Below are 25,080 nucleotides of genomic sequence, written 5' to 3'. Positions count from 1 at the left end.
CAGGCGCCAGACTCCGCCAGAGCTTGTCCCGATCCCCGCCCCACCTTGATGATTGGCGCCCTGCTGCTGTTGCTCTCGCTCAGCCCCGTGAGCGCAGCTCCGGTGAGTCGCGATGATCCCGAGCAGGCGGACACACGCAAAAAAAGCATCTCCACGGCTGCCGGCTCGGCCGTGGTCGTCACCGCCAACCCCCTGGCCAGCAAAGCCGCTCTGGGCGTTCTTGCCAGCGGTGGCCATGCCGTGGATGCCCTGGTTGCAGCGCAGGCGGTGCTGGCCGTTGCAGAACCGCAGAGTTCCGGGCTCGGAGGTGGAGGTTTCCTGCTGCACTGGGATTCCCGTCGTCAGGCGCTGGAGGTGTTCGATGGCCGTGAAACCGCACCGGAACGCAGCCGCAGCGACGACCTGCTTCAGCCGTCAGGAGAACCGCTCTCCTATCGGGCAGCCACCCGCAATCCGGATGCGATCGGCGTGCCTGGCACCGTGGCCCTGCTCTGGGAAGCCCATCAACAGTTGGGGCAACGCCCCTGGTCCAGCACCCTTGAGCCCGCCATCCGTCTGGCCCGGGAAGGCTTCCTTCCCAGCCCGCGGCTGCGCCGCTCCGTAGCCCTGGCCCAGCGCCTCGGCGCAACCCACAACCCGGCCTTCCAACAGCTGTATCTGCCTGGCGGAACACCGTTGCCAGCCGGCCGTCTGTTCCGCAACCAGGCTCTGGCCCACACCCTGGAGACCCTGGCCCAGGAGGGGGGGCGCGCCTTTTACGAAGGCCCGCTGGCCCAACGGATTCAGCACGGGGTGAACGCCCTGAAGGTTCAGTCCCCCAACTTCAAAGGCTGGAGTGCCACGGATCTTGCCTCCTATGCCGTAGAGCGCCGAGCCCCCCTTTGCCGGATGCTGATGAAGCACCGCGTCTGCACGGTGCCCCCGCCGAGCAGCGGCGGGCTGGCGGTGCTGCAGACCCTGGCCCTGCTCGAGGCGACCGGCGGCTTCAACGATCCATCCCTCCCACAAAGCTGGCGCCATCTGGCCCTGGCGGAATCCTGGGCCGATGCCGATCGCCTCTATTGGGTGCACGATCCGATTGATGGAACCGTTCCCATCCAGGGACTGCTGGATCCGAGTTACGTCCAGGCCCGTACCCAGGCCATGCAGGCCTCACCCGAACGCTTGCCGCAGCCTGGTCTGCCCCCAGGGATGAAGCAGTTCCCCTTCGGTCGCTCCGGGCCCGGCACCGAACTGGGCACCTCCCAGGTCACGATCGTGGACGGTGAAGGCAACATCGCCAGCTACACCACAACAGTGGAAACCGTCTTCGGCAGCCGCAATCTGGTGGAGGGCATGGTGATGAACAACCAACTCACCGACTTCGACTGGCGACCCGTCGTCGGGGGCCTCCCCGTGGCCAACCGACGCCGGCCAGGGCGCAGGCCGGTGTCGTCGATGGCGCCAACGATCGTCTTCAACGACCACCAACCGGTCCTGGCCCTGGGCAGCCCGGGGGGAAAGCGGATCCCGCACACCATCAGCCGGGTGCTGCTGGCCGCACTGCAATGGGCGGAACCTCCAAAGCGATCGGTCGGCCTGCCTTTGCTATCTCCCCAGGGAGACAGTCTTGTGATCGAGAAGGAACCGCCGCTCCCCTGGCCCATCGATCCCAATCAACTTGATTTACCGGGCCGCAAGTTGCGCTCCCAGACCCTGGGCAGCGGCATTGGCCTGCTGCAACGCATTGGCGATCGCTGGCATGGAGCCGCCGACCCTCGGCGGGAAGGAACAGCCCTGGCCCTGCCCTGAGGCGCCGGGGGCTCACTCGATCAGGAATTCACTGCGCAGAGCCCTCGCATCCTGGATGCGCTGAGCAGCCGCCAACTGCCGCAACCGGGCCTGCTACCAGTCACGCAAGCGCGTTGATGCCACCGACTTGCTGAGCAGGCCATCGCTGGGTTCGGGCTCGCCAAACGGAATGGTCATCAGCCAGGTCAGCGACGCAGGGCCTTCATGCCATCCCGGACCCGAACATCGCGGAAATTAGGAACGGCTGCGCCGGTGGAGCGGGTGATCGCCAGAACCAAAGCGCCGATCAGGGCCAGGTTCATGAAGAAGCTGGCATCCACCGGAAAGGTGTGAAAAATCAGGGTGGTGGGGACGAGAAACACCAGCAGCAATGAGGCACCCAGACGGGTGTTCGTTCCGAACACCAGCAGCAACGAGCCAGCGATCAGGATCACGATCGCAGCCACCAGCAGCACTCCGGCCAGGGGTTCGGCAATCCCCTTCGAGGCGATCAAGGCAGCTGTGGCCGCAAAGCCACTGACCTTGCCCGGGAGGGCATTCACGAACACCGCTGCCAGACACAGCCGGCCCAAGAAGTCGAGCGCCTTGGAGGGAGCCAGGGAATTGAACATCTCGATCAGAGAAACGGACCAACCGGTTCTGTAGCGGATCGAACCCTAGAACCCGGCCCTGCCTCACTGCAGGCAGCAGCAGAAGCCGCTACAAAGGCTCAAATCCCTTGCACTGTCAATGCCATGGGGCGATCACCGTTCCTCCCCTTCCTGCTCGGGACCCTGCTGCTCGGTGCAGTCGTGCCTGAACAGGCTCTGGCGAACATCAAGCAGGAATACCAACGGGCCCACTCCTGCGACTACTTCCAGGCGCCCTTTGTGAGTGATGTGGGGCTTTACAAGGACCAAAAGGTGCGGTTCTGCCTCAGCGCCGATCAGTCGGAACTCACCTATGTGTTGGCGAAGGGCACCTCCTGGGTGGTGCCCTTCAACCGCGAATACCGCACCGATGGAGTTCGGCGTTACTACACCCTCGAGAAAGACGATCTGGTGCTCTACCAGAAGGAGGACGGCGTGGTGAAGCGCACGGTGCTCGGCCGCCGGCGATGATCGTTGAACTGAATCTCAAGCCATGGCCAGCTTCGACAAGAACACGCCATTCATGCTGCTGGCACGCATTCACGTGAAGCCCAACTGTGTGGAGGCCTATCTCGAGCTGGCGCGAGCCACTGACGCTGCAGTGCAGGCCAGCGAACCGGGAATGCTCCATCACACCTTCGATCAGGATCCCGATGACCCACAGGCCTTTGTGTGGTCAGAGCTGTATGCCAACGACGCCGCCTTTGCCGCGCACGTGTCGAATCCTCCGGTTCAGGAGTACCTGCAGAAGCACGCCGAACTGGGCGACGACTTCAGGGTGGAGGTGTACGGAACGGTGGGAGACGAATGCCGCACCTTGATGCAGTCCTTCGGTCTTCCCCTGAAGATTTTTGAAACCCAACTGGGGTACAGCCGGGTGTAGCGGACATCAACGCGCCAACTGAAATCCAGCTCCTGGCTTCACTGGCACGCCGCCGTTGCAGAAATTGGAGGCGAACACCTCCTTGTCTTGAATCGTCCAATCAGGCTTGTTGGCCTGGTACCAGGCCAGGCTGTCGCTGTAGCAGGTGTTCCAACGCGAGGATTGTTCGGCAATCGGCCGCAACGACAGTGCGATCGACACCGAACTGGCTGTGGCGATCAGTCCCAGCACCGGGAACAGATGGGCGTTGATCATGTCGCGGGCGTTGGACATCTCGAGCAGAAGCGTTGGGTTCATTGTGAACCGCGTCGCCAGCGGCCGATCAACCCCACCCTGGAGATTTTTCTTTTCCAGGAGTGATGTCGAAATGAAATTTCCTTGGAGAAAGGAGCAGGCCAACGCGTAAACCGGTTCCATTCGCTTCAAGCCCATGGCGTTTGTCAGCCGCATCTGCGCCACCTCCCGCGGATCCACCATCGATGCCGTCGGCAATGGTCGTTACCGCGTCTGCGATCGCGACTCCCATTGCGCAGAAGTGAACGGTCTCTGGCAGGCCTACGAAACCCTGCGCCAGCAGGAGCAGCGCCCTGGGTAGCAACACCCCGCTGTTGCTGATCCACCCAATTGGCGTTGGTCTCTCCAGCCGCTTCTGGGACCGGTTCATCCAGCACTGGAGAACCCTGGAGCCAGAACGCATGCTGCTGGCACCCGATCTCCTCGGTTGCGGCCATGCTCCCTGCCCGCCACAGCCACTCACTCCTGACGACTGGGCCAAGCCTTTAATTTCCAACCTGAAGGAACGGGGAGCCGAGCCCGTCGTGCTCATCTCCCAGGGAGCGTCCCTGCCGATTGCCCTGGCCCTGCAGGCGCAAGCGCCTGAACTGGTGGTGGCGCTGGTGGCTATCAGCCCACCGGGCTGGCGCGTGCTATCGGAACCGTTCCCGCAGAAGCGAGCCCAACAGCTGTGGACGCTGCTATTCAGTGGTCCGCTGGGCAGTTTGTTCTATCGCTATGCCCGCCGCCGCGGTTTCCTCGCATCCTTCTCGCGCAACAACCTCTTCGCTGAGCCGAGCGCTGTCGACGACGAATGGTTGGAGACGTTGCAGGCAGGCTCGCGAGCCATGGAGAGCCGTTGGGCCGTGTTCTCCTTTCTGGCAGGCTTCTGGCGAAGCAACTGGGAACCCCAGTTCACAGGCCTCACGGTTCCGGTGCAAGTGGTGTTCGGCCAGTCGGCCACTGGCATCGGCCGCTCCCGCAGCTGGGATGATGTTTCAGAACGCCTGGACACCTACCGCCGCAAGCTTCCAGACGCAGCCATCGCCACGCTCGATGGCCGCAACGTGCTGCCTTACGAATCCAGTGCTGCCTGCGTGGCCTGCGTGCAGGGCTGGCTTCAGGCCACCAACTGCTGATAGGCCTCGTTCACACGGCGGAAAGCACTTGCCGATCCACCCACATCCGGATGATGACGCTTCACCAGGCGGCGGAAGGCCTGCTTGATCTGCTCCTGGGTTGCTCCCAGCCTCAAGCCCAGCACCGCCAGCGCCTCTTCCTCCCCGTTCCCTGAAGCGGCTGCAGGCTCGCGATCTGTTGTGCGCCGATCACTGCGGGTGCGCCGGTCACTGCGGGTGCGCCGGGTCTGGCGACGACTGGCCTGGGTCTGGCGCTGATGAAGCTCGCTCACAACCCGCGCCGGATCCTCATCAAGCCATTCGCTGGCGCGCACGCCATAGAGCGCGAAAGCGGCCAGTACCGCAGCTGTTTTCTTGGTTGTTCTAGGTCCGACTGCAGCGAGCAGATCGGTCCCCAAGCCGCTCACCAGACGATCCAGCCGCTGCTGCAGGCTCAAGCGAGACGGGAAGCTGTTGCGGTTGAGCTGGTCGATCAGCAGTTCAAGAGCACCTTGGCGGAGCTGGCTCCATCCCGGCTGACTGGCCAAGGCCACACCCCACGCCTGGACCTGCGCTGCACGAATCCGTGCAGGAGCCTGGGCTGTGGGCTGCTGCCACTGGGAACGACGCGCGCGCTCGAGCTCCTGCTGCAAACGCTCAACTTCCCTTCGAAGGGCATCGTTCTCGCGGAGAAGTGCCTCCACATTGCTCGTCACCCGCTGACGAGACGCTGAGCTCTCCCAGGATGTCGTCTCACGTTGGGGCGACCAGTGGCGCGGATCGAACCCCATCACTTGCGCTCCCAGCTCACCAAGGAAGCACCTCACCATTGGCGTGCCAGAACGTGCCGCTGGTGTCGAGATTGAGCGCATCAATGCGCGCCAGCAAACCGCTCACGGCTTGCTCAGGGCTGATGCTCCTGGGATTGAAACCGATCATGCGGGTGCTCACCAGCCCTGGATGCAGGATGGCCACGGCGATGCCCCGCGATCGCAGGTCATGCGCCAACGACTTGCCAGCGCTGTTAAGCGCCGCTTTCGACATGCGGTAGCCGTAGGAGCCACCGGAGGTGTTGTCGTCGATGGAGGCCATGCGGCTGCTCATCAACGCCAGCTTGCCGCCACTGGGCATCTGTCCCACCAGCGCCCTCACGAGCCGCAGCGGGGCGAGAGCATTCACCTCGAACTGACGGCGGATGGAGGCCTCGTCCAGCTGGTCGAACCCGATCGACTCCAGCATGCCGGCATTGAGAATCACCCAGTGCAGAGACAGGCCATCGAGACGGCGGGTTAAGTCCGCGGGCATCCCTGGGTCCGACTGATCCAAACCGGCCTCAACGCGCACATCAAGAGCCTGCAGCTCCGGCGAAGGCTCCCGGCACACGGCAATCACATCGAAGCCACGCTCCCGCAACTGACGGCAGTACTCCAGGCCAATGCCGCGATTGGATCCTGTGACGAGAACCGACGCCATCAACGCGAAGCAACCCCCCACATCCTGCCCATGCAGCGGCTCCATCGCTAGGAGAGGCTTTGAATAGCGCGATCCAGGCCTGGATTGATGACCGTTGAACCACCTGCCCGACCTCCGCTGATCAAGCTGCTGCTGCGGGCACTGCGCATTGCCGCCAGCACCGCAGCTCTTGTGGAAGCGCTCCGCAATGACTGGCTGGGGGCAGGCCTGGCGGCTCTGGCCTGGTTGGCCTTCATCCAGGTGGAACGATCCCGGGCTGCAAGCGACACAGAGGAGCCGAGCGAGCCATGAGCACTCGGATTGCGATTGAGCAGCTGGCCGCCTTCGCGGAGGCACCGTTTCAGGGAAATCCCGCCGCCGTGTGTTGCCTGGACGCCTGGCTTCCGGATCAACTGATGCAGGCGATCGCCACGGAAAACAACCTGTCGGAAACGGCGTTCCTTGTTGGCGCTGGGGGACGCTATCAACTGCGCTGGTTTACCCCGAGCTGTGAGGTGGATCTCTGTGGCCACGCCACCCTGGCGGCGGCCGCTGTGGTGTTCCGCCGGGAACCGCAACGGGACATCCTGCTGTTTCAATCGCGCAGTGGTCCCCTCAGCGTGCACCGCGATGGGGATCGAATCACCCTCGACTTTCCAGTGCAGCGGGCTCAACCATGCCTGCCGCCAGCAGGCCTGCACGAGGCCATCGGCGCCACACCCCAGAGCTGCCTGCAGGGGGTGGATCTGATCGCCGTGTTCGCTGATGAAGACACGATTCGAACACTGCAGCCAGATCCGGAGCGCGTGGCCGCCCTCCCGGGGCGAGGCTTGATCGCCACCGCTCCAGGCAAACACGTTGACATCGTGAGCCGTTTCTTCGCTCCGGGGTGCGGCATTCCTGAAGACCCCGTGACCGGGTCCGCCCACTGCAGCCTCACCCCCTACTGGTGCGAAACACTCGGCAAGACCGTGCTCAACGCCCAACAGCTCTCCGCCCGAGGTGGCTCGCTGCGCTGCACGCTTCAGGGAGAGCGGGTGCTGATCAGTGGGCGGGTGATTCCTTACCTGAGCGGCACCATCCAGGTGTGATCACCAGCAATACCACCCAGCGAACGGCGATTAAGAAGGGGGATCGAGAGATGGCAGCAGCCCGTCGGGATCCCACTGTTTCTTCATCTGCCGCAGCCGGGGTAGATCAGAGCCGTAGGCGAGCTCCAACTCCCGCTGGTAGCGGATCGTGCCCGGATGCCGCTCCACCAGGTAGACGTGGCAAGCCAACGACTCCAATGCATCGAACACCGCATCCGCCCAACGGCAGGCGGCCTGCTGATTCAGAGCATCGCCCGCCGACCAGAAGCCGGAGATCACAATCGACCACTGCGCATGACGGCCCCGGTATAGGCTGCTGGCCATCGGCCGGTCGGCGACGGCTCCTCCGATGTGCTGGAGATCAATGCGGCAGAGCCGATTCGGCGCCTTCCGCATCGCATCCTCAAGGCGAGGTGCCAGCTCGTGACTCAGGCCTGACGGCACACTCACGGTGTAGATCCAGGAGCGCAGGCGGCGAAAGCGATCAGGCTCCACCGGTGGTTCAGGCGGCAGCACACCGTTTCGATCAGGGAGATTGAAATCGGGCAGCCACTCCTGGCCCGCCACATGGTCATGCCAGCACTCCTGGCCCTCATTCAGAAAGGCCGGCAGCAACGACTCATCGCCCTCCTGGAGCACCACGTAACGCATCAGCTGCGCTTGCTCCTGGTCGGGGGGGACACCAAGCACGAACGAGCAGGCAATCTGCCGCGGCAAGCTCTCGGCGCAGTTAAGGGCATCCACAAGGGATGGGAGGGCGTTGAGCTGTCGGATCACATGCAGGGGGCGACGGGGATAGGCGCGCAAGGTCGCCTCCGTGATCACCGCCAGAAAAGGCGCCGCGCCGCGCAACAGTCGCCAAACCTCCGATCCATCAGCCTCTTCGGCTCGAATTTCGAACAGCTCTCCATTGGCACGCACTCCACGCATCGCCACCACACAATCGAGGGTGAGGCCGAAACTGCGGCTGAGGTGACCGATGCCACCCATGGTCAACAACCCGAAGCCCGGCGTTGCATGCGTCCCCACGGGCACCATCTGATTGTGGGGAGCTAAAGCCTGGAGAACGGCCCCAACACCGGAGCCCCCCTGCACCGTCACCAAATCTCCACTGACCGTGACGTTCCTCAGATGAGCCGCCAGATCCAGCATCAGGGCACCGTCACCACTGCAGAAGCGACTGTGGCCGCCGCTGCGCACCCGCAGAGGTCGCTTCTGTGCGCAGGCTTGTCGAACGAAGGCCGCAACCTCCTGCTCATCGCGAGGCTGGGCGATGGAGGCCGGATGGGCTGCAGCGGCATCGCCGTTGAACAGTACCGCCAGCGCGGTCTCATAGGCCGTTTCGCCTTGGTGAAGCTCCATCGAGCGCTGCCGTCAGTACCGCCGACCTCTCGATAGCAAAACAACCACGGTTGCCGTCAAAACAACATGGTGAGCTGCAGCAGTCCGCTCAAAGAATCATTGCCTGCATCTTTGTAGCCAACACGGGGCAGCAGCGTGATGGTGGGCTGAAGGAAGAGGGCCTCCGCCAGAGCGATCTGGGCATATCCCTGCAGCATCAATTCATGGGAGTTGTAAGTCTCGGAGAGAAAGCCGCGGGTGTTGAGGCGAGCCCATGAAAGACCCACGCCAAGGCTGTCGTTCGGACGCGCCTCAAGAGGCCCCTGCAACGTGAATCCTCCGGTGATCGACGCATTCATCTGATTGGTGATCGATGGCGACCAACCAGCGCTGACGAATGCATTAACGCCGCTGCTGTCTTGATCCGATCGAAAACTGGAGAGGCGCTGATCCAACAGCACGTACATCCCCCAGGCACCCAGGTCGCTGATGCACTGCTGAGGGTTGTTGTGATCGCACAGCAAGGACTCGCCCCCCTGAGACCACACACCCACACCAAAGGAGCCGGGTTTACGGGCATCGCCGACGAGCCAACCGCTTCCCACTTCCATGATGTTGAACAGTGGGCCGCTGAGCGACGGTGACGTCAATCCCGTCTGCACAGAGGCAGCGCCAAGCCCTCCCCGTCCATCAAACACACCCGCACTCAAGTACGAGCGGTCGTCAAACCATCCCGGCTGAAGGGTGAACCTCAGGCCAAGCGCTGAATTGGTGTAGCCGGGCAGTCGACCCAGAAGCGTCGGCATGGAATACACCGGCGTGAAGGCCAGACTGGTGAGGCTGGAGACTTCGTAGCGCGGATCGTCGGTGGCGTCGGGCCGATTGATATTGGCGAACACAGTGCTGGCCGACTGCTTGCCGGCAACAACCCGCAGGCGCCCTTGAAAAAAGTCCTTGCGGATGGCGTACTCGAACAGCTCGGTGCGGTCCAGGGGTGGCGCCGCCGCAAGGCTATTGCTGCCCTGAACACTGCCACTGGCCGTTCCGGCGTTGGACGTGGCATTCACCTGCAGTCCCTGAACCCAGATCCAGGTGTTCTCCAGACCAATCGCTTTGCCCAGATCCAGGCTTGCCTCCACAAGCAGTTCCTGCGCTTCATCGGTGGACCTGGAAAATCCTCCAGACCACTGCTCCGTAGCGTTCCCCACCCAAACACCACTGAGTCGGAGAGCCCCATCTTCAGGGAGCCCTAGCAAACGCCCGAGTTCTCCAGTCCCAGGAGCGCTCTGGGACGCTGCCGGGTTACCGGAAGGGGGAGGACTCTGGGCCATCACTGGCGCTGCCAATGCAAGAACCAGCCCCAGAAGATTTTTCAGAAGGAGGAAACCCGGATTGAGATTTAGAACACGAATGAATCTCATCCTCTGGCTTCAAAACTGCCCAATTAAACCGTGTTGATCCGATCTGACCACGACAAACCTGTTGCAAAAAACATCAGAGCAACGAATTCAGAGCGCTGAACAGAACAAGAAAAAGAAATAGAAAACCAACAATCGTAAGACTGTGAATCCAGTTCCAGCGCTGAGACCGATTCGACAGCCAGCCGCCATACACCCGACTCAACCAGGGGACCAGCCACCAACCCGTGACAGCAACAGTGATGGCATTGCTGATCAGCATGTTGAGAGGCAATGGCAAACGTCCCAACGTGGTCTGACCGATCAGAATCAAAACCATCACAGAGGGATACAACGCCAACCAAACCAGAAGATTCACTTTCCAGGTTGGAGAACGCTGGCCACTGCGCACGGCGATCCACTGATCAAAGGATTGCGGTTCAACACTGGCGCGATAGCGATAGCCGATGGCCCCTTCAGCCTCGGAGAGCAGATGCCGGCGCACAGAACTATCCAACCAGCTCAGGCAAAGCTCAAGGCTTGTGAAACGAATCCGGGCAGTGCATTGAATCAGACCATCGCTCTCAATGACCTGATAGGACAATTCTTGTCCGAGATAGCCTTCGAAAGCCTTGGCAGCGATATCCAAGTCGGCTTGCAGTCTGCTGAAGGCTTCCACCTGTGAGGGCAGCAACTCGTTATGGAAGGTGTAAACGAATTGTTCATCACTCTGATGATGCTCATCCATGAGCTTCAGGGGCCCGTCCCGTTGCTTTAGCGCTGAACATCTCAGTACCGGGCACCATCGGGCAGCAAGCGAAACTCTTTCCAAACGGAACAAGCTTCGTCCTGAAGAATCTGCGTGAGCTGGATCTCCCTTTCATCCCTGGATTTCTGCATATCTTCATTGATTTCCTGATCCGAGAAGAGATCGGAATAATCCGACCATGCCGCGGCATAGAACACTTTCCGGATCCCAGCCCAGTAGGCGGTTGCGTAACACATCGGGCAGCATTCGCAGCTGGTATACATCACGCAGCCGGTGAGATCCCAAGTCCCCAGAGCTTTACAAGCCGCACGAATGGCATTCACCTCAGCGTGAGCACTGGGATCGAGGTCGCGCACCACACTGTTGCCGCTGGCGGATACCACCTTTCCATCTTTCGCAATCACGGCACCGAACGGACCACCTGATTTGTTCACCACTCCGGCTTCGCGCATGAGGCGGATGGCCTCCTTCATCAGTGTGCGGTCCTGATCAGTAGCCATGAAACCAAGGGGAAACCGCAACAACTCTGATCGCGGTTGCATCGTTTGTCGACAACCCTTCAGCGTCGGCTCATCCAGCTCCAGACAAACCAGACAATCAAGGCCAGCAACACCCAGGGCAAAAGCGCTCGCAGCAGGATCGCCGCTACGAACAGCACCAACACACTCACGGCTGCACGCTTCACAAGAGCTTTGCTCTCATCGGTCATGTACTGCCAGCGGGGAAGAAGGGCCATGGATCCAGGGCGTCGATTGCATGTTTAGCTCCTTTGAGACGAAGACGATGCATGGATTGATCGGCAACATGAGCCCATGACCTCCCATCTCCTCCACCTCAGCACCGACGCCCCCTTCCAGTGCCTGTCACTCACCGCCGAACTGCAGCGGTTTGTTCAAGTGCATGGCGAACGCGATGGAGCCGTTGTGGTGTCAACGCAACACACGACCACCGCAGTGATCGTGAACGAACTGGAGGAGAGGCTCCTGTTGGATCTGCAGCAGTGGCTTCGGCAGCTGGCACCCCCCACCACAGCTTGGAAACACAACGACCTGGAGCTGCGCCCCGGCATCCCCGACGATGAACCGCGGAATGCCCATGCCCATCTGCAGGCGTTGCTGCTCGGCCATCAAACGACGGTGTCGGTGAACAACGGAGCGCTGCAACTGGGGCGCTACCAGGACGTGATCCTGGTGGAGCTGGATGGCCCGCGTCAGCGCACCGTGTCGCTGCAATGGCTTTCCGCGTGATGCAGGCCGAGGTTCTTCAGCTCAGCTCACGCCAGACTGTGACCAGCTCTGATGATTGACGACCACCTGTGAGGCTTGTCTCGATCGCACCGGTCCTGATCACCGAAAACGGCAGCGCGGTGGAAGAAGCCGTGGATCGCCTGTCGTCCAGCGTATTTCCCCAGGCCACACTGGCGCAGCTGCTCGCCACGCTCCTCATTGTTGGCGTGCTGGCGCTGGCGGTGGGTGTGCCCATCGCCAGGCGACGCCGTCACGTGAGGCAGTTTGAACAGCGGATTCGCGAACGCGAGGATGGGCCGGAGACGTGATGCGCTTCAGCCATTCGAGCAGTGAATCACTGGGCCGGAAACCGGATCGGTGACGCCCAGTTCCGGGGACAGCTCCTCGAGCAGATCCCTCACTGAATTCAGATGTTCAATCATCTGCGGGCGAGCCTCGACTAGGGAATCCTCGCTGTCCCAGAGAGCCACGAAGCAGAACGCGCGCTCACCGGTTCGCGCCAGATAGCGCTCACGCATTCCCTTGGGAGACACCCAGGCCTCCACAGCATCGAGGTAGCGCTGTTCAAACCCCTGCTTCACCACGACGCGAACACAATTGAGAAAGTCCGCCATGGGTTTTGAAAGAGTTCACACTCACTCTTTCAGTGTTGCTGCCCGCGACGACGGCCCAGAGGCTCGATCCATTGGTCGCGAATCGCTCGGTGCTTCAGCTGGAGGCCTGAAACCCTGCAGCCCAGATTCACGATGCCCTCGTCCACCAGCCGACCGAGACGTACCGCAGCGGCTTCTTCAGTACGGGAAAATCCGTGCTGATGCGAAGTGAGCCACTGCATCTCATCTTCCGTGATCACCCCCGTGGACAGGGATTCGAGGAAAAGTTCACCAACGGTCATCAGCCCGATGTAACGAATTTGTTACATCTTGGCAGGCGCTGTGGCGCACCGCGTGAACGGCCTCTCTTTTTGGCAGCGGACACGACAACCGATGATCATGAACTTTTTTTAAGGTGACTGCAATCAAGCGCTGTTCCATGCAGCTGTCCCTCAGCCAAAAATTCGAGGTGGAGTCGCTCAAACGCTTGATCGACGCCACCGACAATGTTCAGGAGTTGCGCTCCCTCGCTCGCGAGCTTGCCGACCTGTACATGCGCCAACGAGCAGCCACCGCCTGGGTGATCGCAGAACAATGAAACGACGCAACTGGTTCAGCCTCTTCAGCCAGCTACCCGACGCCGAGCTCGACAAGCTCGCACTGCTCCGCTTGCTCGAATGCAGCAACGGCGTGATTCAGCATCAATTTCGCGACGGCCACGAGGACGCCCTCTCCCCCGAGGAAACCCGGGCAGCGATGTCCTTTTCGATGCGCTGCATCAAATCCATGGAAATCCCCCTCGGCGACGAGATCATTCGCTTCGAAGGTGAAACGGCCGACCTCTTCCAGGAGATCCGCACGCTGTATGTCAATGGCATGAAACGCAACGACCCTGTGGCACGGGAAGAATTCTTTCTCGCTTCAAGCGCCAACCTTCAAGCCATTGGCATGCCCCGGCTGGAGCAGGCCAAACGCCGCTTGTTCAACGATTGCTACGAGCTGCCTGTGCACACCCTCGACTGGGGCCTCGACTACATCAGAGGCTTTCTCACCTCCAGCCGCCGCTGAAGAAGCCAATCCTGGAGTTCGGATCTCCCCTTGCACCCCCAGTCCAGCAGGCGTAAGACAGACCTATCCAATTCTTCAGGAGTCACGCGATGACACCTTTAACAAGCTCCTGCGCATGTCCTGATTGCGTCTGCACCGTGCCCGAAAGCAAAGCCGTCCTCCGTGACGGCATCGCTTTCTGCTCAGAAGCCTGCGCCAGCGGACATCAAAATCAGGAGCCCTGCCACGGCAATGGGTCCTGCGGGTGCACCTGCAACGCCTGATTCACACCACTTCAGAGTCCAAACCCAAGCGGGCTGTGGAGTCATCCCATGGGACGAGCATCGGGCCCTTTCCAGGGGAGAGGACCATGGCTGGCGATGTCTTGACCAAAACCAATCCCGCGGCTAGTACAGGTGTACTGCGCAAACGGGTGATGGAGTTCTGGAGTGTCCTCAGTGTCGACGATCTGCGACCCAGCCGCGGATCAAGCGTTTGCATCACTTGCCAGCACTTCCGCTTCGGCTGTGACATGCAGGGACGCACGCTGCTGGCCTGCGAACGGCAGCATCGACAACTGCCTCAGGGCGCGCACCTCACCCACCACTGCCTGCAGTGGGCTCCCAGCTGGCATCGTCAAGTCGGCTGGGCACCAGAAGTGGCATGAGGGCGCAACCAGCGGGCTTGGGTGATTCTTCTTGGCCATCATCAAGGGTGAGTCCAACCGCAGCCTGACCAGCCCAGATCAGCACCCTGCAGCCAAGCGCCATGAACTCTGACCAGTTGCCACCAATCGCCGGGCGGGAGCAGACCATCCAGTCCCTCAGGCTGAATCGCTCCAATCCATGGATTTCAAAGAGCAACAGCACTCTCGAAGGCCAACAAGCAGCCTTCGCCTGCGCTCTGCACATGCATCAACCCACAGTGCCGGCAGGCATGGATGGCGCTCTGATCTCCCACCTTCAATACATGTTCGATCGACCAGGAGAGGGGGACAACCACAACGCCGAGCCGTTTGCGCAGTGCTACCGGCGCATGGCAGAGCTGATCCCCGAACTGATCAACGAGGGCTGCAATCCCAAAATCATGCTCGATTATTCCGGCAATCTGCTCTGGGGGGTGGAGCAGATGGGCCGTGATGACATCACGGAGGCCCTGCGCCATCTCGCCTGTGATCAACAGATGCAGGGGCATGTGGAGTGGCTCGGCACGTTCTGGAGCCATGCCGTTGCACCCTCCACCCCGATTCCGGATCTGGCCTTGCAGATCAGCGCCTGGCACCACCAATTCGCCAATCTCTTTGGCGACGAGGCTTTACAGCGGGTGCAGGGGTTCTCCCTTCCGGAAATGCACCTACCCAATCACCCCGACACCCTGTTTGCTCTGGTGAAGGCTCTGAAGGAATCCGGTTATCGCTGGATGTTGGTGCAGGAGCACAGCGTGGAGCAGTGCAACGGCGCCCCCCTCGATCATGCCCAGCGCTACCTGCCCAATCAGCTCATTGCCAGAAACTCCCGAGGCGAGGAGCTCAGCATCACAGTGCTGATCAAGACCCAGGGATCCGACACCAAGTTGGTAGGTCAGATGCAGCCGTGTTACGAAGCCATGGGGATGGGATCGCAGCATCTCAATGGCAAGACAGTGCCATCACTGGTGAGCCAGATCGCCGATGGGGAGAACGGCGGCGTGATGATGAATGAGTTTCCTGAAGCGTTCCGTCAGGCCAGCCGCCGGGTCCGAGATGGGGAAGGCAACGTCACAGCGCTCAATGGATCGGAGTATTTGGCGCATCTCGATGCCATCGGCGTCGAAGACAAGCACTTTCCGCGAATTCAGGCCCTGCATCAGCACAGGCTGTGGCAGGAGGTAGGTGATGCCGTTCACCCTGAAGCAATCACCTCAGCGATTGCCAAGCTCACATCCCTTGAGGACGGGTTTTCGATGGAAGGAGCGTCCTGGACCAGCAACCTCAGCTGGGTGGATGGCTACAGCAATGTGCTGGACCCGATGCAGGCCTTGAGCGCACGCTTTCATCAGCGTTTCGACGCGACTGTTGCAGCCGATCCATCGGCGACCGCCAGCGCTGCCTATCAACAGGCCCTATTGCATGTGTTGCTGCTGGAAACCAGTTGCTTCCGCTACTGGGGTCAGGGCCTATGGACCGAATTCGCCCAAGAGATCAACCGTCGGGGCGAAGCCGTACTGGCTTCGATGCCCTAACGATCTGAAGGGCTCAGCTCCCAGACCTCGATCGACGTCGCACAACCCTGCGCCCGTCAGGGGTCTGCTCAACTTCAGAACCCGCATTGCTGGCGGAGCCCTCTTCACTAAGGGTGACATCCTGTCCCTCGGGCTCACTATCAGGGGGCTCCTGCTCGGCAATCAGCCCCACCACCACCGCGGCCTGAATCTGATCGCTCAGATCTCCAATCACCATCAGAGCTTTGAGGGTGAGCTCCAGTCGTGATTCCCGTGGCAGACCCGGGCGCAGCTTTTTCACCGAGCTCCAGAGCTCAAGCGCCACTTCTCTGAGGAGTTCCTTGTCTGCCATTCCAGGGACGAGCGATCCGATCGTTGTAATCAGCTCAACCTACCGTTCAGGGTGAAATAGGCCGTTCAGCGGATTGAAAAGGTCGGCTCAACACGAGTGACCACCGCACCGGGGCAGAGATCGCGGGCTGCGCGCTGGGCCTGCATGGGGTCCTCCGCTTCCAGCCTGATGATCATCGGGCCGTGCATGGTTCCGCCGTAGCGGCGTAGGTGAACTTCGTAGTCAGTCATGGGAAGCTCCCGAAGAATGCAGGGGAGTGATCGTCCCCCATGGCTTGAGCCTCGATCCACCTTGAAAAAACGGCACTGAAAATTTGATGAGCAGCGGCTGAAAGCTCACGAAGCACGTCAGAATGATTGGTATGGCTTACACCCTCGTTTACGACGGCGGATGTCCGTTCTGTCGGCATTTTGCCCTACGCAGCGAGCTGCTCGGAGGTGTTCCCGACCTCATGATCCGCGACGGCCGCAGCGATCATGAACTCAGAGCCATGCTCAGGAAGCGCGGATACAACATCAGCAACGGCGCTGTGCTGATGGACGGTGAGCAGATCTGGCATGGCAGCGAAGCCATCACCATGCTCTGCAGGAACCTCACGCCGAGCGACCCTCTCCTGCGGGTGCTTCATGGCGTGTTCAGCGATACGAGGCGAGCCAACCTTCTCTATCCAGGGCTCCTCGCAGCTCGGCAAATCGCTTTGGGCCTGAAGGGACTTCCCCTCGACCCCGATTACCGCGGAGCCTGAGAACTCAGGCTCCGCTCAACAGAGGACGGCACAACATCTGGTTGAAGGTCAACTTGGTGAGCGAACTCCTCAAGTTCAGCCTGCAATTCCAGAAGCATCAACGCAAGCGAACGGGCAAGGTCCCTGCCGAAGCTGGTCTCCATGTGGGGTCTCAATCAGGGACTCATTAGTTGTAAGTGAGCTCTTCCGGTCGCCGTGGATTGTGTCAACGTGCCGTCACAGATGGCGTTCAGCCGTGCTCTCTCTGCCACCGGCTGTAGTTGGCGGCAGAAAACTTGTGGCCATGGCGCAGACCCACTTTGGCGACGCAGATCGTGTCGCCGTCGCACTGGTCCAACTCGCGTCGGATGTCGTCATTGCCACTGGCCTTGGCCAAGAACGTCTCCAGCTGTTTCATCGACATGGTCTGAACCTCCAGAAGGGGTTCTTCATCAGTAGGAGCACCAGCCCTGTATCGGGCGATACGTTGGAATTTCTTCCCGTACTCAAGGGCCCCCCTCAAAGGAGCAAACCGGGCTTGGACGATGGATGACGCACCGGAACCGGAAGAAGCCTGCCTGGACCCTGCTGAGGCAGCACGCGATAGCGCACGCGTGTCTGCACCCTGGATGCACAGTGGGTGATCAGGCCCACCAGGAGCACCAGAACAAGACCGGTGGCTGTGCGTTGCGTCATACAGAGACCTCTCGCCTGGGCCAGATGCTGAGAAGCAACAGCGCAAGAGAAACGGCGGCAATGGGAACATTGATCACGGCGCCCGGAGCTGTGGCCGTGGTCGGGATCGGGCGAAACGCCGGAATGTAAGAGGCTCTCACGCTGTATTCGATCAACGAGAGCAGATAAAACAGGGGAATCATGCTCCGGTAGCGCAGCAGAACCAGCAGTTGCAGAAACGCCAGAATCAGCTGACTCAGCCCCCAGAGGGCGAACAACCCCACGATCGTGGCCGCCGCAGGCTCTGGGTAAGCGTTGAGGGGAATGTGGGCAATCGACTGCGCTCCGCCATCGGCAGCCAGCAAGTGATGTTGGCTGCGCCAGAGCGTCACCAGCATCAGCGGAACAAACAACCAGAGCGCGAGACGACGCCCTGGAAACACGTTGGTGACGACAGGCGGAAGAATCAGCCCGGGGTCAAGACGAGGCAAGCGCGGCAAACGATTCATCGCCGGCCAACGATCACCGGCGGCGTTCCTCCGGCAACGCCCGGCAGCCCGGGAACCACTTGAGTCTGACCGTCCCACTTGTCGAGGAAGAGCTTGTACAACACCTGGTCATCAAGGCTTTGGTTCAACGTGTCGTAACGAAGGGCCTCCTGTTCAGCGATTTTCACCTCGGTCTGCGCCCGCAGAAGCTGCTGTTCAGCGATCTGCTTCTGCTCAATCGCCGCCCGGTATTCCTCGGCGATCTCAAGACCGGTGAGATCAAGTCCCACCACTTTCACGTAATCAAACTGATCCAGCTCCTCGGCCACGGTGCTGGCCACCAGCGCAGAGATGTCGTTCCACTCTGAAGCGATCGTGACCAGCTCGTATTGCGAGAACACGGACTTGAGCGCTTTCAGAAGGGAAGGCTGGATAATCCGCGGATACACATCCCGGTCGCTGCTGGCAATCGTGCTGTAAACCCGACCCGCCTCATCCGGACGCATGGCGTACTTGATGGTGGCTGTGGCCTGGATGACCTGAAGATCCTTCGTGAGGGTGGCGAAATTTTCCGGCCGCACCTGAGTACGAACGCTGAATGGCCACACCTGCTGAACCAGGGGCGCTTTGACGTTGAGCCCCGGTTGCCGCGGAGTCCCGCTCACCTTGCCCAGGGTGGTGATCACCGCCACTTCGCCAGCGGGAACCACAAACAAAGACTGCGCCAGCAGCAGCAGCCCAGCCAGCACAAGGGCCACGATGGCCACCAAGCCCCCCTCCGGACCTCCGGAGTTGACAGAACGCATCGGCGATGGACTTTGCATGCAGGGGTGGCGTCAGAGACGAATCACTTCACACGTCCTAGCGAGAGGATCGCCGCAGTGCTCGCGGGCCCAGCAGAACCCTGGTAGCGTCCAGCCATCCTGTCTGGGTCCCGTGCTGAGAAGCCTTCTCTCCCTGCTCTTTGCCGCCGTGATGTGGGTGCAGGTCCCCCAATGGCAGAACGATTGGTCCCAGTGCGCCGTTGATGTCCCTGATGTGGACTGCCATTGGTACATCACAGCTCCGGACAACACCTTCGGGGAGGGATTCGACTGGGCCACGGCCCCCTGGTTCGACGTGAACGGTCTCTCCGATGTAGCCCAACTCACCGACACCGTGGCCGGCCTGCAGCACTGAGCCATGGTCAAAGTTCTTGCTGCCGGAGTGCTTGCGCTGCTGATGCTTGTGGCTCAACCGGCCCTTGCCGCAGACCTTCCCCTCACGGACGTTTCGCTGGCTCCCTGTGATGCCGCGGATCCAGGGGCCCAGCCCAGTCCCTCAGCGGCCAGCAGGCCCACCATCACCAGCCCGGAAGGGGCGAGCTGCTACGTGCTCAGCGGCATGGTGAACAACACCGGACGGCGTGCGGTCGTTGATACCGACGTGTATGCCCGGATCCTCGACCGCAGCGGCGAGCCCGTTCTGCAGAATCGCACCCGGGTGGGATCCATCGGTGATGTGCAACCTGGGGAACACCCTTTTGCGCTGCGACTGGCCGTCCCCACCGGCACTCCGGGGCCGTTTGAGGTCAAGAACCCCCGCGCCAGGGGATTCAGCGCACCGGTTCGCAGTCGGGCCACCGATGACGATGACCTGCTTCCCTTGGAACAGGGCGTGGTGCGCACTTCTCCTGCCGATCCTCTCTCCTGAACGCGGCGATGCAAACCGTTCTCTTCCTCTGCACCGGCAATTATTTCCGCAGCCGCTTCTCTGAACTCTGGTTCAACCATCAGATCGCCCTCCAGGGCCATGGCGATGACATTCGCGCCGTATCAGCCGGTCTGAGAGTGACATCTGATAGCGGCAACATCGGAGCAATGGCCATCGAGGCTCAGATTGCATTGCAGCAGCGTGGTGTTGCCGTTGATCCAACCCAACTGGCGATGCCCCGTCAGGTGACCCGAGGCGACGTGGAACAAGCCGATGTGGTGGTGGCCGTGGATGCCGATGCCCACAGGCCGATGGTGCAGAAGCTGTTCCCTGACCTGGAAGCGAAGATCCGCTTCTGGAGCGTGAAGGATCTCGACGAGGTCGTCGCCGGCGATGATCCGATCGCGCTTCTGCAACACCAGATCGATCACCTCATCAACGCGTTCATCACCGGTCATTGATGTTTCAGGTGTTTCGGGCCGGCGCAGTCATTCTGTTGATGCTGATCGGCATCGCCCTGATCAGCATCCACCCCCGCGCACGCCATCCGGACGATGTCATGCCCTCCCTTCGGGAGAACAGAAGGATGCCGAGAAATTCGATGCGCCGCTTGCGGGAGCAACGCCGATGAGCCGATCTCCGATCCAGCGCATCGATCAGACCCTGTTCAACGCTCTGGCCGGGGAAGCCTCCCAGCGACCACGGCAACGTTGCAACCACAACTTCCACAAGGAAGCCGAACCGGTGCAGCGCTTTCTCAACGTGCTGCAACCCGGCACCTATGTCCGTCCCCATCGTCATCTCCGCGATCAGGAGGGGGCAGGTTTCGAGTGCTTTCTTGTTCTGCAGGGAGTCATCGGCCTGCTGATCTTCAGCCCTGAGGGAGAGATTCTTCAGACGGAGACGCTTTCAGCATCCGGGCCTGTCCGCGGAGTGGAGGTGGCCGAAGGTCAATTCCACACGCTCGTGGCTCTAGAGCGCGACTCCGTGATTTTCGAACTGAAGCAAGGACCCTATGTTCCATGCCAAGACAAGGACTTCCTTCGAAGCTTTCCCCAAGAACGCACTCCTGAAGCCGAACTCCAGGAGCGCAGCTGGCGCGATCGATTCCTTGAATCTCCGGCCCCACGGGCCCATCCAGGCGAAGACTGATTCAGTCTTCCATCGAAGCGAACAGCACTTTGTGACTGGCGACCACCTCGGCATCACTGATCGCTGGAGTGATCTCCATCTCAACGCCGAATTGGGCCCGCCAAGGGGCGAGGTGGCGAAAGAGTTCCTCTGTACCCCGGGCTTTCATCAGAGCCACCACCTGGCCTTGGCCAGGAAGGTGAGCCCGCTGAATCAATTCAAAGCCTTCAAAACAGTCGTTCTGACAACCTCCTTCGAAATAGTTGATGAATTCCCTGTACACATCAAGCTGACTGTCGATATCGGGAATCGTGCCGATCACGAAATAGAGCTGCATGGTTCTTCAAATCTCTGCCGATGAAACCTAAGAGCAGCCAACGTTCGCAACGGTGTCTTGCGACACGACTAAGGCATCTCAAAGAGAGAGAGCTGGTCGCTGCCTCCAGGCTGGTCGCTGTCTCCAGGCCGATCCTTGATCCAACCCGTGGGATCCCAACGACCCAGTAAAGGCTGCAACGTTCTCAAGCCCGCTCCATCAACATCCGCCATCCATTCATCCTCCAGCCCAGCAGGGATCACCACGGGCATGCGCGGGTGCAGAGGTCGAATCAGCGCATTGGGAGCCGTGGTGAGAATCGTGACACTCTCGATTTCGCTGCCATCAGCACCAAGCCAGCGTTCCCAGAGGCCTGCAAGCCAGAACGGTTGATGGTCGCCTCTCCGAATCCGCCAGCCTTTTTCAAAGAAACAACTGGCTGGAATCAAACAACGTCGATGACGCCAGGCCCCCCGAAACATGGCTTTGTCATCCAGGGTTTCCACTCGGGCATTGAACGGTCTCGGTCCGCTCAGAGGATCCTTGGTCCAGCTTGGAATCAAGCCCCAAAGCATCAGCGCAGGAGAGACGTCCCTTTCATCCCGGCGCAAAACCAGAAGAGGTTCTCCAGGACCAATCAGATCGCGAGGCGCATACCGTTTCTGGTGGGCTGGATCCAGACGCTGGAGCAACGGCGACGGCAAGTCCGACAGCGGAATCGAGAGAGCGAAGCGACCGCACATCAGACCACGATCGAGCAAGATGTGGTCACACGACCAGATTCAATGAAGGAAGTCAGCGTCTTCGAACTTCTGATCCGCAATCTGGGACGTTTCGCCGCTGGATCAGGCGTTGTGGCCATTTTGGTTTGGCTCACCTGGGTGATGCTTGATGTGCAACACATGCAATCAGGGTTCACCCTTCCTCAGTCGAGCTACTGACAGGAAGCCTCTTCAGGCTTTGTTCTTGAAGATGCGTTCAAGATCTCGGCGGAATTGTGATGTCGTGAGTGGGCGCTCGCCCGAACGTCGCCGGTTTCTCACCATCAGCGAACCGATCCACCAGATCTGCAGTGCAGCGAAGAGGGCACCAAAAATCAGCAAGCTGATTGTGGGCGCATTCATCGAGTCCATGATTCCGATCAAAAAAAATGGACCAAAGCATGCGCTTCAGTCCAACCAACGATTAGCTCACGAAGCCGGAGGTGACTTCAGGCTTCTGCACCCTGGGCGAGAGTGTCAGCGGGAGCAAAAGCATCGTCTGCAACTTTGGGCTGCGAAGGCATTTCAGGATTGAAACGGCGAACGATCAATTCATCGATGGCCAAGCGACCAGGACCAACGGTGAGCACGGCCGCGGCTGCCGCGAAATAAAGGCCGAGGAGCTCGAGCAGGTAAATATTGAAACCTGCGGTGATCACTGCGTGGTAGATCGCCACCGTGATCGTTCCCAGAATTGCCAGGGCACCGAAGCGGGTGAGCAATCCGGTGATTAAGAGCCAGCTGCCACCAATTTCAGAGAAAGCTGCGATGTACGAAAGCGCGATCGGGAATGGGAGATGCAGCGGACGCACGAAGGCATCAGCAAAATTCTCAATATTGGCGAGCTTCTCGTAACCGTGATGAATCAGGAGGGTCCCTGTGAAGACTCGAAGAACGAGCATGCCCACGTCGGCGAGCAATGGCTTCGAAAGAATCGTTCTGAGCACGTCAAGACCCGTATGTTTCGAAAATGTAACGACATGACTCGCAGGCTCGCGAGCCGAGCAGCCAATCCACTCGACTTTGAGCAGAAATACTCAGGACTGGCCCATCTCGGCCCACGCTCCCCCTTCAAACCCGCCACAATATTTAGAAAGATAAAGCGCACTTGACATGAGCAGCGAAGCCCTTCTCACCCTCTTTCTTGGTTTCGGCGCAGCCTTGACCAGCCTGGCCTTCTGGAAGCTGAGCCGCTATCAGTCAACAAATCGCTTGTAAAGCCAGCGCACGAACCCACCCACCACGGGCACGGGCTCAAAGGTTGGACCAACAAAGTCGAAATAGTCGCGGTGATCGCACACCTTCCCGTCGCTGTTAAAGCGCAAGCGACTTGTTCCTGGGTAGATGAATTCGATGCCTTTGATTTTGAGGCCCATCTCCCATTCAATAAAGGCCATGTCCCCATCGACAGCGATGGCGCTGGCGGTGAGGTAAACGTCATCGCAGCGACGCATCAAGCCCTCCTGCGCCTCGATGTAAGCCTTGATGCCGCTGCGCTCCTGGGTTGGATCCTGAAAGTGCACGTTGTCGTCGTACAGCTCCCGCCATTGCGCTTCGGTGGGTGCTGGCATGCCGTAAGGCTTGGTGAACAGGGATCGGAGGCGCTCTGCGTCCACGGATGACGTCGCAATAACCGGTTGAACCCTATGCGTAAATCAGCAGTCTCTGCATAGGCTCCAGCACACCCTGAGCCAACGCCATGTCCGAACCGAGCTTCCGCTACGAGCCCGTTGAAAAGTTCGGCGAAGGCCTCACCACCAACCGCCCCTGGAACACCAGCGCTCTCGCCGGAGTGGAGAGGCTGAACGGTCGCACCGCCATGGTGGGTTTCGCCGCTGCCGTGATCGGCGAATGGCTCACGGGGTATGGCCCTGCCGGTCAGGTGATGGCGCTCATCCGCTGGTATCTCAGTTGAACGTGGTGTCGGCGGCCGTGAGTTCGTGCAGGGCGCTGTAGTCACCAGCGTCCAAATCCGTCCCCTCCGCGCGCATCAGCAAACGGGCCAGCCCTTCCAGACCTCCGGCATCCAACCCAGCCAGACCGGCCTCCCGAAGAAAGAGGTTCAGGTCCTTGCGCAGAAGGCTGGTGGTGAAGTTGGGATCGCTGTAGTCATGCGTCAGCATCCGCTTGAGCTTCTTATCCGCCGTGGGCGCATAAAGCGCCGACGGTCGTAGCACCTCCATGAAACGCTCCTCATCCAGACCTGAGGCCTGAATCAGCCTCAGGGCCAGCGAGTAGCCGTGGGTAAGGCTGGCAATCAACTGGTTGAGAGCCAACTTTGATGCGGCGCCAGTTCCCACGATGCCCATCCGCTTCGGCTCCAAAGCGAGGTGCTTCAGCAGAGCGCACTGCTGATCAAACACCGCCTGATCCCCACCCGCCATCACTAGCAACCGTCCTGCCAACGCTTCAGGACGGCTGCCCAGCACGGGGGCTTCGAGATAAACACCGCCCTGATCCTGCACCTGGGTCTCCAGGGCCACGCTTTCGCTGATGCCCATGGTGCCCATGGGCATTACACAACACTGATTCAATCCACCCAACGACGCCACCACCTCAGAGGTGATCGGACCATCCCGCAGCACCGTGATCACCGTGCAGGCTCCCTCGATGGCCTGGGCAGGATCATCCAAGCGCTGGGCACCGGCGGAAACGAGCGGTTCACAGCGGGCTGGATCCCGATTCCAAACCCGCAGCGAACAGCCAACCGTCAACAGGCGGTGGCCGATGGCAGATCCAAGGAGGCCGGTCCCAAGAAGAGCAACCTTGGTCATCAGGCTGGAATCGTCTCCATTTCTGGTTCCAGGAGTAAATCGCGAGCGTTGTTGAGCTTGGTCATCGTCTCGGGATCTCCGCCTTTGTCGGGGTGATGCTGAACCGCCAAGGCTTTGTGAGCCCGCTTCACCGCCTGCTCAGTCAGGCGGCCCGACAAGGCCAGGCCCAGAGTCTGGCGCGCACAGATCGCTTCGAAGCCGGGATCGCGGCCGAGGGGGCAGCGTTCCCGCTGATGATTGGCCTGCCGAGGCTTGCGTTTGGAGCTGCTGCGCTTCCCGGCAGCGGCAGAGGAGCCTTTCGCTCCGAATCCATCTCCAGCCATCGACTCATGGGACA

General features: G+C 60.5%; 46 protein-coding genes. 22 read left to right on the top strand and 24 right to left on the bottom strand.

Annotation, left to right across the window (positions count from 1 at the left end; genetic code table 11):
* The first annotated feature begins 48 nt into the window (after nt 1-48).
* The gene (locus tag SynPROS71_RS04725; RefSeq protein WP_186597032.1) at nt 49-1,791 is read left to right on the top strand and encodes a gamma-glutamyltransferase family protein; all 1,743 of its coding nucleotides are present in this window, start codon (nt 49-51) and stop codon (nt 1,789-1,791) included.
* A gap of 185 nt (nt 1,792-1,976) precedes the next feature.
* Here the strand turns inward: SynPROS71_RS04725 and SynPROS71_RS04720 are convergent, their stop codons facing one another.
* Nucleotides 1,977-2,402 carry a DoxX family protein gene (locus SynPROS71_RS04720; RefSeq protein WP_186597030.1) on the bottom strand — a complete coding sequence of 142 codons (426 nt, stop codon included), beginning with the start codon at nt 2,400-2,402 and terminating at the stop codon, nt 1,977-1,979.
* A gap of 123 nt (nt 2,403-2,525) precedes the next feature.
* Here SynPROS71_RS04720 and SynPROS71_RS04715 point away from each other — a divergent pair, with 123 nt between their 5' ends.
* Both SynPROS71_RS04715 and SynPROS71_RS04710 read left to right on the top strand, forming a co-directional pair.
* Nucleotides 2,526-2,891, top strand: coding sequence for a hypothetical protein (locus tag SynPROS71_RS04715; RefSeq protein WP_186597028.1), 366 nt, complete (start codon nt 2,526-2,528; stop codon nt 2,889-2,891).
* A 22-nt stretch (nt 2,892-2,913) separates the two neighbouring features.
* A complete protein-coding gene (locus tag SynPROS71_RS04710; RefSeq protein WP_186597026.1) occupies nt 2,914-3,303 on the top strand; it encodes a putative quinol monooxygenase in 390 nt (129 codons plus the stop codon).
* Nucleotides 3,304-3,309: 6 nt separating this feature from the next.
* Here SynPROS71_RS04710 and SynPROS71_RS04705 read toward each other — a convergent pair whose 3' ends face one another.
* The gene (locus SynPROS71_RS04705; RefSeq protein ID WP_255442383.1) at nt 3,310-3,600 is read right to left on the bottom strand and encodes a hypothetical protein; all 291 of its coding nucleotides are present in this window, start codon (nt 3,598-3,600) and stop codon (nt 3,310-3,312) included.
* A gap of 133 nt (nt 3,601-3,733) precedes the next feature.
* Between SynPROS71_RS04705 and SynPROS71_RS04700 the strand changes: the two genes are divergently transcribed.
* Nucleotides 3,734-3,898, top strand: coding sequence for a hypothetical protein (locus tag SynPROS71_RS04700; protein WP_011932767.1), 165 nt, complete (start codon nt 3,734-3,736; stop codon nt 3,896-3,898).
* A gap of 13 nt (nt 3,899-3,911) precedes the next feature.
* Complete coding sequence (locus SynPROS71_RS04695) at nt 3,912-4,715, top strand: alpha/beta fold hydrolase (RefSeq protein WP_255442382.1); 804 nt, start codon at nt 3,912-3,914, stop codon at nt 4,713-4,715.
* Here the strand turns inward: SynPROS71_RS04695 and SynPROS71_RS04690 are convergent.
* Together SynPROS71_RS04690 and SynPROS71_RS04685 are read right to left on the bottom strand one after the other, a co-directional pair.
* On the bottom strand, nt 4,697-5,485 hold the full coding sequence (locus SynPROS71_RS04690; RefSeq protein ID WP_186597024.1) for a J domain-containing protein: 789 nt from the start codon (nt 5,483-5,485) through the stop codon (nt 4,697-4,699). The two genes, SynPROS71_RS04695 and SynPROS71_RS04690, sit on opposite strands and share 19 nt — an antisense overlap.
* Before the next feature lie 16 nt (nt 5,486-5,501).
* Entirely contained in the window at nt 5,502-6,167 is a 666-nt protein-coding gene (locus tag SynPROS71_RS04685) for an SDR family oxidoreductase (protein ID WP_186597873.1), read from the bottom strand.
* A gap of 87 nt (nt 6,168-6,254) precedes the next feature.
* Between SynPROS71_RS04685 and SynPROS71_RS04680 the strand changes: the two genes are divergently transcribed.
* Nucleotides 6,255-6,458, top strand: coding sequence for a hypothetical protein (locus SynPROS71_RS04680; protein ID WP_186597022.1), 204 nt, complete (start codon nt 6,255-6,257; stop codon nt 6,456-6,458).
* Nucleotides 6,455-7,237, top strand: coding sequence for a PhzF family phenazine biosynthesis protein (locus SynPROS71_RS04675; protein ID WP_186597020.1), 783 nt, complete (start codon nt 6,455-6,457; stop codon nt 7,235-7,237). The genes SynPROS71_RS04680 and SynPROS71_RS04675 overlap by 4 nt, the downstream gene beginning before the upstream one ends.
* Before the next feature lie 30 nt (nt 7,238-7,267).
* Here the strand turns inward: SynPROS71_RS04675 and SynPROS71_RS04670 are convergent, their stop codons facing one another.
* From SynPROS71_RS04670 to SynPROS71_RS04650, 5 genes are all read right to left on the bottom strand, one after another.
* The gene (locus tag SynPROS71_RS04670; protein WP_186597018.1) at nt 7,268-8,599 is read right to left on the bottom strand and encodes an FAD-binding oxidoreductase; all 1,332 of its coding nucleotides are present in this window, start codon (nt 8,597-8,599) and stop codon (nt 7,268-7,270) included.
* A 56-nt stretch (nt 8,600-8,655) separates the two neighbouring features.
* Entirely contained in the window at nt 8,656-9,909 is a 1,254-nt protein-coding gene (locus tag SynPROS71_RS04665; RefSeq protein ID WP_186597016.1) for a carbohydrate porin, read from the bottom strand.
* Nucleotides 9,910-10,072: 163 nt separating this feature from the next.
* Complete coding sequence (locus tag SynPROS71_RS04660) at nt 10,073-10,723, bottom strand: hypothetical protein (RefSeq protein ID WP_186597015.1); 651 nt, start codon at nt 10,721-10,723, stop codon at nt 10,073-10,075.
* A 41-nt stretch (nt 10,724-10,764) separates the two neighbouring features.
* On the bottom strand, nt 10,765-11,244 hold the full coding sequence (locus tag SynPROS71_RS04655; protein ID WP_006040961.1) for a nucleoside deaminase: 480 nt from the start codon (nt 11,242-11,244) through the stop codon (nt 10,765-10,767).
* A gap of 59 nt (nt 11,245-11,303) precedes the next feature.
* Nucleotides 11,304-11,480 (bottom strand): hypothetical protein, encoded by a 177-nt coding sequence (locus tag SynPROS71_RS04650; protein ID WP_006040960.1) that lies wholly within the window; start codon nt 11,478-11,480, stop codon nt 11,304-11,306.
* A gap of 76 nt (nt 11,481-11,556) precedes the next feature.
* Here SynPROS71_RS04650 and SynPROS71_RS04645 point away from each other — a divergent pair, with 76 nt between their 5' ends.
* Nucleotides 11,557-11,991 (top strand): secondary thiamine-phosphate synthase enzyme YjbQ, encoded by a 435-nt coding sequence (locus SynPROS71_RS04645; RefSeq protein ID WP_186597013.1) that lies wholly within the window; start codon nt 11,557-11,559, stop codon nt 11,989-11,991.
* 68 nt (nt 11,992-12,059) lie between these two features.
* A complete protein-coding gene (locus SynPROS71_RS04640) occupies nt 12,060-12,299 on the top strand; it encodes a hypothetical protein (RefSeq protein ID WP_255442381.1) in 240 nt (79 codons plus the stop codon).
* 6 nt (nt 12,300-12,305) lie between these two features.
* On the opposite strand, the gene SynPROS71_RS04635 is transcribed toward SynPROS71_RS04640, so the two are convergent.
* Nucleotides 12,306-12,605 carry a hypothetical protein gene (locus SynPROS71_RS04635; protein ID WP_186597011.1) on the bottom strand — a complete coding sequence of 100 codons (300 nt, stop codon included), beginning with the start codon at nt 12,603-12,605 and terminating at the stop codon, nt 12,306-12,308.
* Between the two features lie 29 nt (nt 12,606-12,634).
* On the bottom strand, nt 12,635-12,886 hold the full coding sequence (locus SynPROS71_RS04630; RefSeq protein WP_186597009.1) for a hypothetical protein: 252 nt from the start codon (nt 12,884-12,886) through the stop codon (nt 12,635-12,637).
* A 137-nt stretch (nt 12,887-13,023) separates the two neighbouring features.
* Here SynPROS71_RS04630 and SynPROS71_RS04625 point away from each other — a divergent pair, with 137 nt between their 5' ends.
* The 5 genes from SynPROS71_RS04625 (at nt 13,024) to SynPROS71_RS04605 (ending at nt 15,851) form a co-directional block, all read left to right on the top strand.
* Nucleotides 13,024-13,182 carry a hypothetical protein gene (locus SynPROS71_RS04625; protein ID WP_186597008.1) on the top strand — a complete coding sequence of 53 codons (159 nt, stop codon included), beginning with the start codon at nt 13,024-13,026 and terminating at the stop codon, nt 13,180-13,182.
* On the top strand, nt 13,179-13,652 hold the full coding sequence (locus SynPROS71_RS04620; RefSeq protein WP_186597006.1) for a hypothetical protein: 474 nt from the start codon (nt 13,179-13,181) through the stop codon (nt 13,650-13,652). The genes SynPROS71_RS04625 and SynPROS71_RS04620 overlap by 4 nt, the downstream gene beginning before the upstream one ends.
* Nucleotides 13,653-13,741: 89 nt before the next feature.
* Nucleotides 13,742-13,915, top strand: coding sequence for a conjugal transfer protein TrbI (locus SynPROS71_RS04615; protein ID WP_186597004.1), 174 nt, complete (start codon nt 13,742-13,744; stop codon nt 13,913-13,915).
* Nucleotides 13,916-14,001: 86 nt separating this feature from the next.
* Entirely contained in the window at nt 14,002-14,298 is a 297-nt protein-coding gene (locus tag SynPROS71_RS04610; protein WP_370586857.1) for a hypothetical protein, read from the top strand.
* Between the two features lie 101 nt (nt 14,299-14,399).
* The gene (locus SynPROS71_RS04605; RefSeq protein WP_186597002.1) at nt 14,400-15,851 is read left to right on the top strand and encodes a glycosyl hydrolase family 57; all 1,452 of its coding nucleotides are present in this window, start codon (nt 14,400-14,402) and stop codon (nt 15,849-15,851) included.
* Between the two features lie 13 nt (nt 15,852-15,864).
* Here the strand turns inward: SynPROS71_RS04605 and SynPROS71_RS04600 are convergent, their stop codons facing one another.
* Together SynPROS71_RS04600 and SynPROS71_RS04595 are read right to left on the bottom strand one after the other, a co-directional pair.
* Nucleotides 15,865-16,182: a TIGR03894 family protein gene (locus SynPROS71_RS04600; protein WP_186597000.1), complete on the bottom strand. Its 318-nt coding sequence runs from the start codon at nt 16,180-16,182 to the stop codon at nt 15,865-15,867.
* 65 nt (nt 16,183-16,247) lie between these two features.
* Complete coding sequence (locus tag SynPROS71_RS04595) at nt 16,248-16,412, bottom strand: hypothetical protein (RefSeq protein ID WP_186596998.1); 165 nt, start codon at nt 16,410-16,412, stop codon at nt 16,248-16,250.
* A gap of 131 nt (nt 16,413-16,543) precedes the next feature.
* Between SynPROS71_RS04595 and SynPROS71_RS04590 the strand changes: the two genes are divergently transcribed.
* A complete protein-coding gene (locus tag SynPROS71_RS04590) occupies nt 16,544-16,927 on the top strand; it encodes a DCC1-like thiol-disulfide oxidoreductase family protein (protein WP_186596996.1) in 384 nt (127 codons plus the stop codon).
* Between the two features lie 229 nt (nt 16,928-17,156).
* Here SynPROS71_RS04590 and SynPROS71_RS04585 read toward each other — a convergent pair whose 3' ends face one another.
* The 4 genes from SynPROS71_RS04585 to SynPROS71_RS04570 all read right to left on the bottom strand — a co-directional run bounded on the left by SynPROS71_RS04585 (nt 17,157) and on the right by SynPROS71_RS04570 (nt 18,875).
* Nucleotides 17,157-17,330 carry a Nif11 family protein gene (locus tag SynPROS71_RS04585; RefSeq protein ID WP_186596994.1) on the bottom strand — a complete coding sequence of 58 codons (174 nt, stop codon included), beginning with the start codon at nt 17,328-17,330 and terminating at the stop codon, nt 17,157-17,159.
* A 95-nt stretch (nt 17,331-17,425) separates the two neighbouring features.
* On the bottom strand, nt 17,426-17,602 hold the full coding sequence (locus tag SynPROS71_RS04580; protein ID WP_186596992.1) for a hypothetical protein: 177 nt from the start codon (nt 17,600-17,602) through the stop codon (nt 17,426-17,428).
* Complete coding sequence (locus tag SynPROS71_RS04575) at nt 17,599-18,090, bottom strand: hypothetical protein (RefSeq protein WP_255442375.1); 492 nt, start codon at nt 18,088-18,090, stop codon at nt 17,599-17,601. The genes SynPROS71_RS04580 and SynPROS71_RS04575 overlap by 4 nt, the downstream gene beginning before the upstream one ends.
* Nucleotides 18,087-18,875 (bottom strand): prohibitin family protein, encoded by a 789-nt coding sequence (locus SynPROS71_RS04570; protein ID WP_370586866.1) that lies wholly within the window; start codon nt 18,873-18,875, stop codon nt 18,087-18,089. The genes SynPROS71_RS04575 and SynPROS71_RS04570 overlap by 4 nt, the downstream gene beginning before the upstream one ends.
* Nucleotides 18,876-19,005: 130 nt before the next feature.
* Between SynPROS71_RS04570 and SynPROS71_RS04565 the strand changes: the two genes are divergently transcribed.
* From SynPROS71_RS04565 to SynPROS71_RS04545, 5 genes are read left to right on the top strand one after another with little or no spacing between them, the layout of a single operon-like run.
* Entirely contained in the window at nt 19,006-19,248 is a 243-nt protein-coding gene (locus tag SynPROS71_RS04565) for a hypothetical protein (protein ID WP_186596988.1), read from the top strand.
* Between the two features lie 3 nt (nt 19,249-19,251).
* Entirely contained in the window at nt 19,252-19,761 is a 510-nt protein-coding gene (locus tag SynPROS71_RS04560) for a hypothetical protein (protein WP_186596986.1), read from the top strand.
* Between the two features lie 8 nt (nt 19,762-19,769).
* Complete coding sequence (locus SynPROS71_RS04555; protein WP_186596984.1) at nt 19,770-20,222, top strand: low molecular weight phosphatase family protein; 453 nt, start codon at nt 19,770-19,772, stop codon at nt 20,220-20,222.
* On the top strand, nt 20,222-20,392 hold the full coding sequence (locus SynPROS71_RS04550; RefSeq protein ID WP_186596982.1) for a hypothetical protein: 171 nt from the start codon (nt 20,222-20,224) through the stop codon (nt 20,390-20,392). The genes SynPROS71_RS04555 and SynPROS71_RS04550 overlap by 1 nt, the downstream gene beginning before the upstream one ends.
* On the top strand, nt 20,389-20,913 hold the full coding sequence (locus SynPROS71_RS04545; RefSeq protein WP_186596980.1) for a WbuC family cupin fold metalloprotein: 525 nt from the start codon (nt 20,389-20,391) through the stop codon (nt 20,911-20,913). Before SynPROS71_RS04550 ends, SynPROS71_RS04545 begins: the two co-directional genes overlap by 4 nt.
* 1 nt (nt 20,914) lies before the next feature.
* On the opposite strand, the gene SynPROS71_RS04540 is transcribed toward SynPROS71_RS04545, so the two are convergent.
* Together SynPROS71_RS04540 and SynPROS71_RS04535 are read right to left on the bottom strand one after the other, a co-directional pair.
* Nucleotides 20,915-21,229, bottom strand: coding sequence for a DUF3303 domain-containing protein (locus SynPROS71_RS04540; protein WP_186584871.1), 315 nt, complete (start codon nt 21,227-21,229; stop codon nt 20,915-20,917).
* A gap of 68 nt (nt 21,230-21,297) precedes the next feature.
* Complete coding sequence (locus tag SynPROS71_RS04535) at nt 21,298-21,951, bottom strand: SOS response-associated peptidase (RefSeq protein WP_186597869.1); 654 nt, start codon at nt 21,949-21,951, stop codon at nt 21,298-21,300.
* 42 nt (nt 21,952-21,993) lie between these two features.
* Between SynPROS71_RS04535 and SynPROS71_RS04530 the strand changes: the two genes are divergently transcribed.
* Entirely contained in the window at nt 21,994-22,149 is a 156-nt protein-coding gene (locus SynPROS71_RS04530; protein ID WP_186596978.1) for a hypothetical protein, read from the top strand.
* 12 nt (nt 22,150-22,161) lie between these two features.
* Here the strand turns inward: SynPROS71_RS04530 and SynPROS71_RS04525 are convergent, their stop codons facing one another.
* The 3 genes from SynPROS71_RS04525 to SynPROS71_RS04515 all read right to left on the bottom strand — a co-directional run bounded on the left by SynPROS71_RS04525 (nt 22,162) and on the right by SynPROS71_RS04515 (nt 23,585).
* Nucleotides 22,162-22,332, bottom strand: coding sequence for a hypothetical protein (locus SynPROS71_RS04525; RefSeq protein ID WP_186596976.1), 171 nt, complete (start codon nt 22,330-22,332; stop codon nt 22,162-22,164).
* An 86-nt stretch (nt 22,333-22,418) separates the two neighbouring features.
* Nucleotides 22,419-22,871 carry a DoxX family protein gene (locus SynPROS71_RS04520; RefSeq protein ID WP_255442374.1) on the bottom strand — a complete coding sequence of 151 codons (453 nt, stop codon included), beginning with the start codon at nt 22,869-22,871 and terminating at the stop codon, nt 22,419-22,421.
* Between the two features lie 294 nt (nt 22,872-23,165).
* On the bottom strand, nt 23,166-23,585 hold the full coding sequence (locus SynPROS71_RS04515) for a nuclear transport factor 2 family protein (protein WP_186596972.1): 420 nt from the start codon (nt 23,583-23,585) through the stop codon (nt 23,166-23,168).
* Nucleotides 23,586-23,668: 83 nt separating this feature from the next.
* Between SynPROS71_RS04515 and SynPROS71_RS04510 the strand changes: the two genes are divergently transcribed.
* Nucleotides 23,669-23,884 (top strand): chlorophyll a/b-binding protein, encoded by a 216-nt coding sequence (locus tag SynPROS71_RS04510; RefSeq protein WP_186596970.1) that lies wholly within the window; start codon nt 23,669-23,671, stop codon nt 23,882-23,884.
* Here SynPROS71_RS04510 and SynPROS71_RS04505 read toward each other — a convergent pair.
* Together SynPROS71_RS04505 and SynPROS71_RS04500 are read right to left on the bottom strand one after the other, a co-directional pair.
* Nucleotides 23,877-24,743 (bottom strand): NAD(P)-dependent oxidoreductase, encoded by an 867-nt coding sequence (locus tag SynPROS71_RS04505; RefSeq protein WP_186596968.1) that lies wholly within the window; start codon nt 24,741-24,743, stop codon nt 23,877-23,879. The genes SynPROS71_RS04510 and SynPROS71_RS04505 overlap by 8 nt on opposite strands.
* Entirely contained in the window at nt 24,743-25,066 is a 324-nt protein-coding gene (locus SynPROS71_RS04500; RefSeq protein ID WP_186597868.1) for a molecular chaperone DnaJ, read from the bottom strand. Before SynPROS71_RS04500 ends, SynPROS71_RS04505 begins: the two co-directional genes overlap by 1 nt.
* Between the last annotated feature and the right edge of the window lie 14 nt (nt 25,067-25,080).

Source organism: Synechococcus sp. PROS-7-1, from assembly GCF_014279795.1.
In the GTDB taxonomy this organism is placed as follows: Bacteria; Cyanobacteriota; Cyanobacteriia; order PCC-6307; family Cyanobiaceae; genus Synechococcus_C.
The sequence above is the reverse complement of the archived record's forward strand: the minus strand, read 5'-3'. Positions and strand labels throughout refer to the sequence as shown.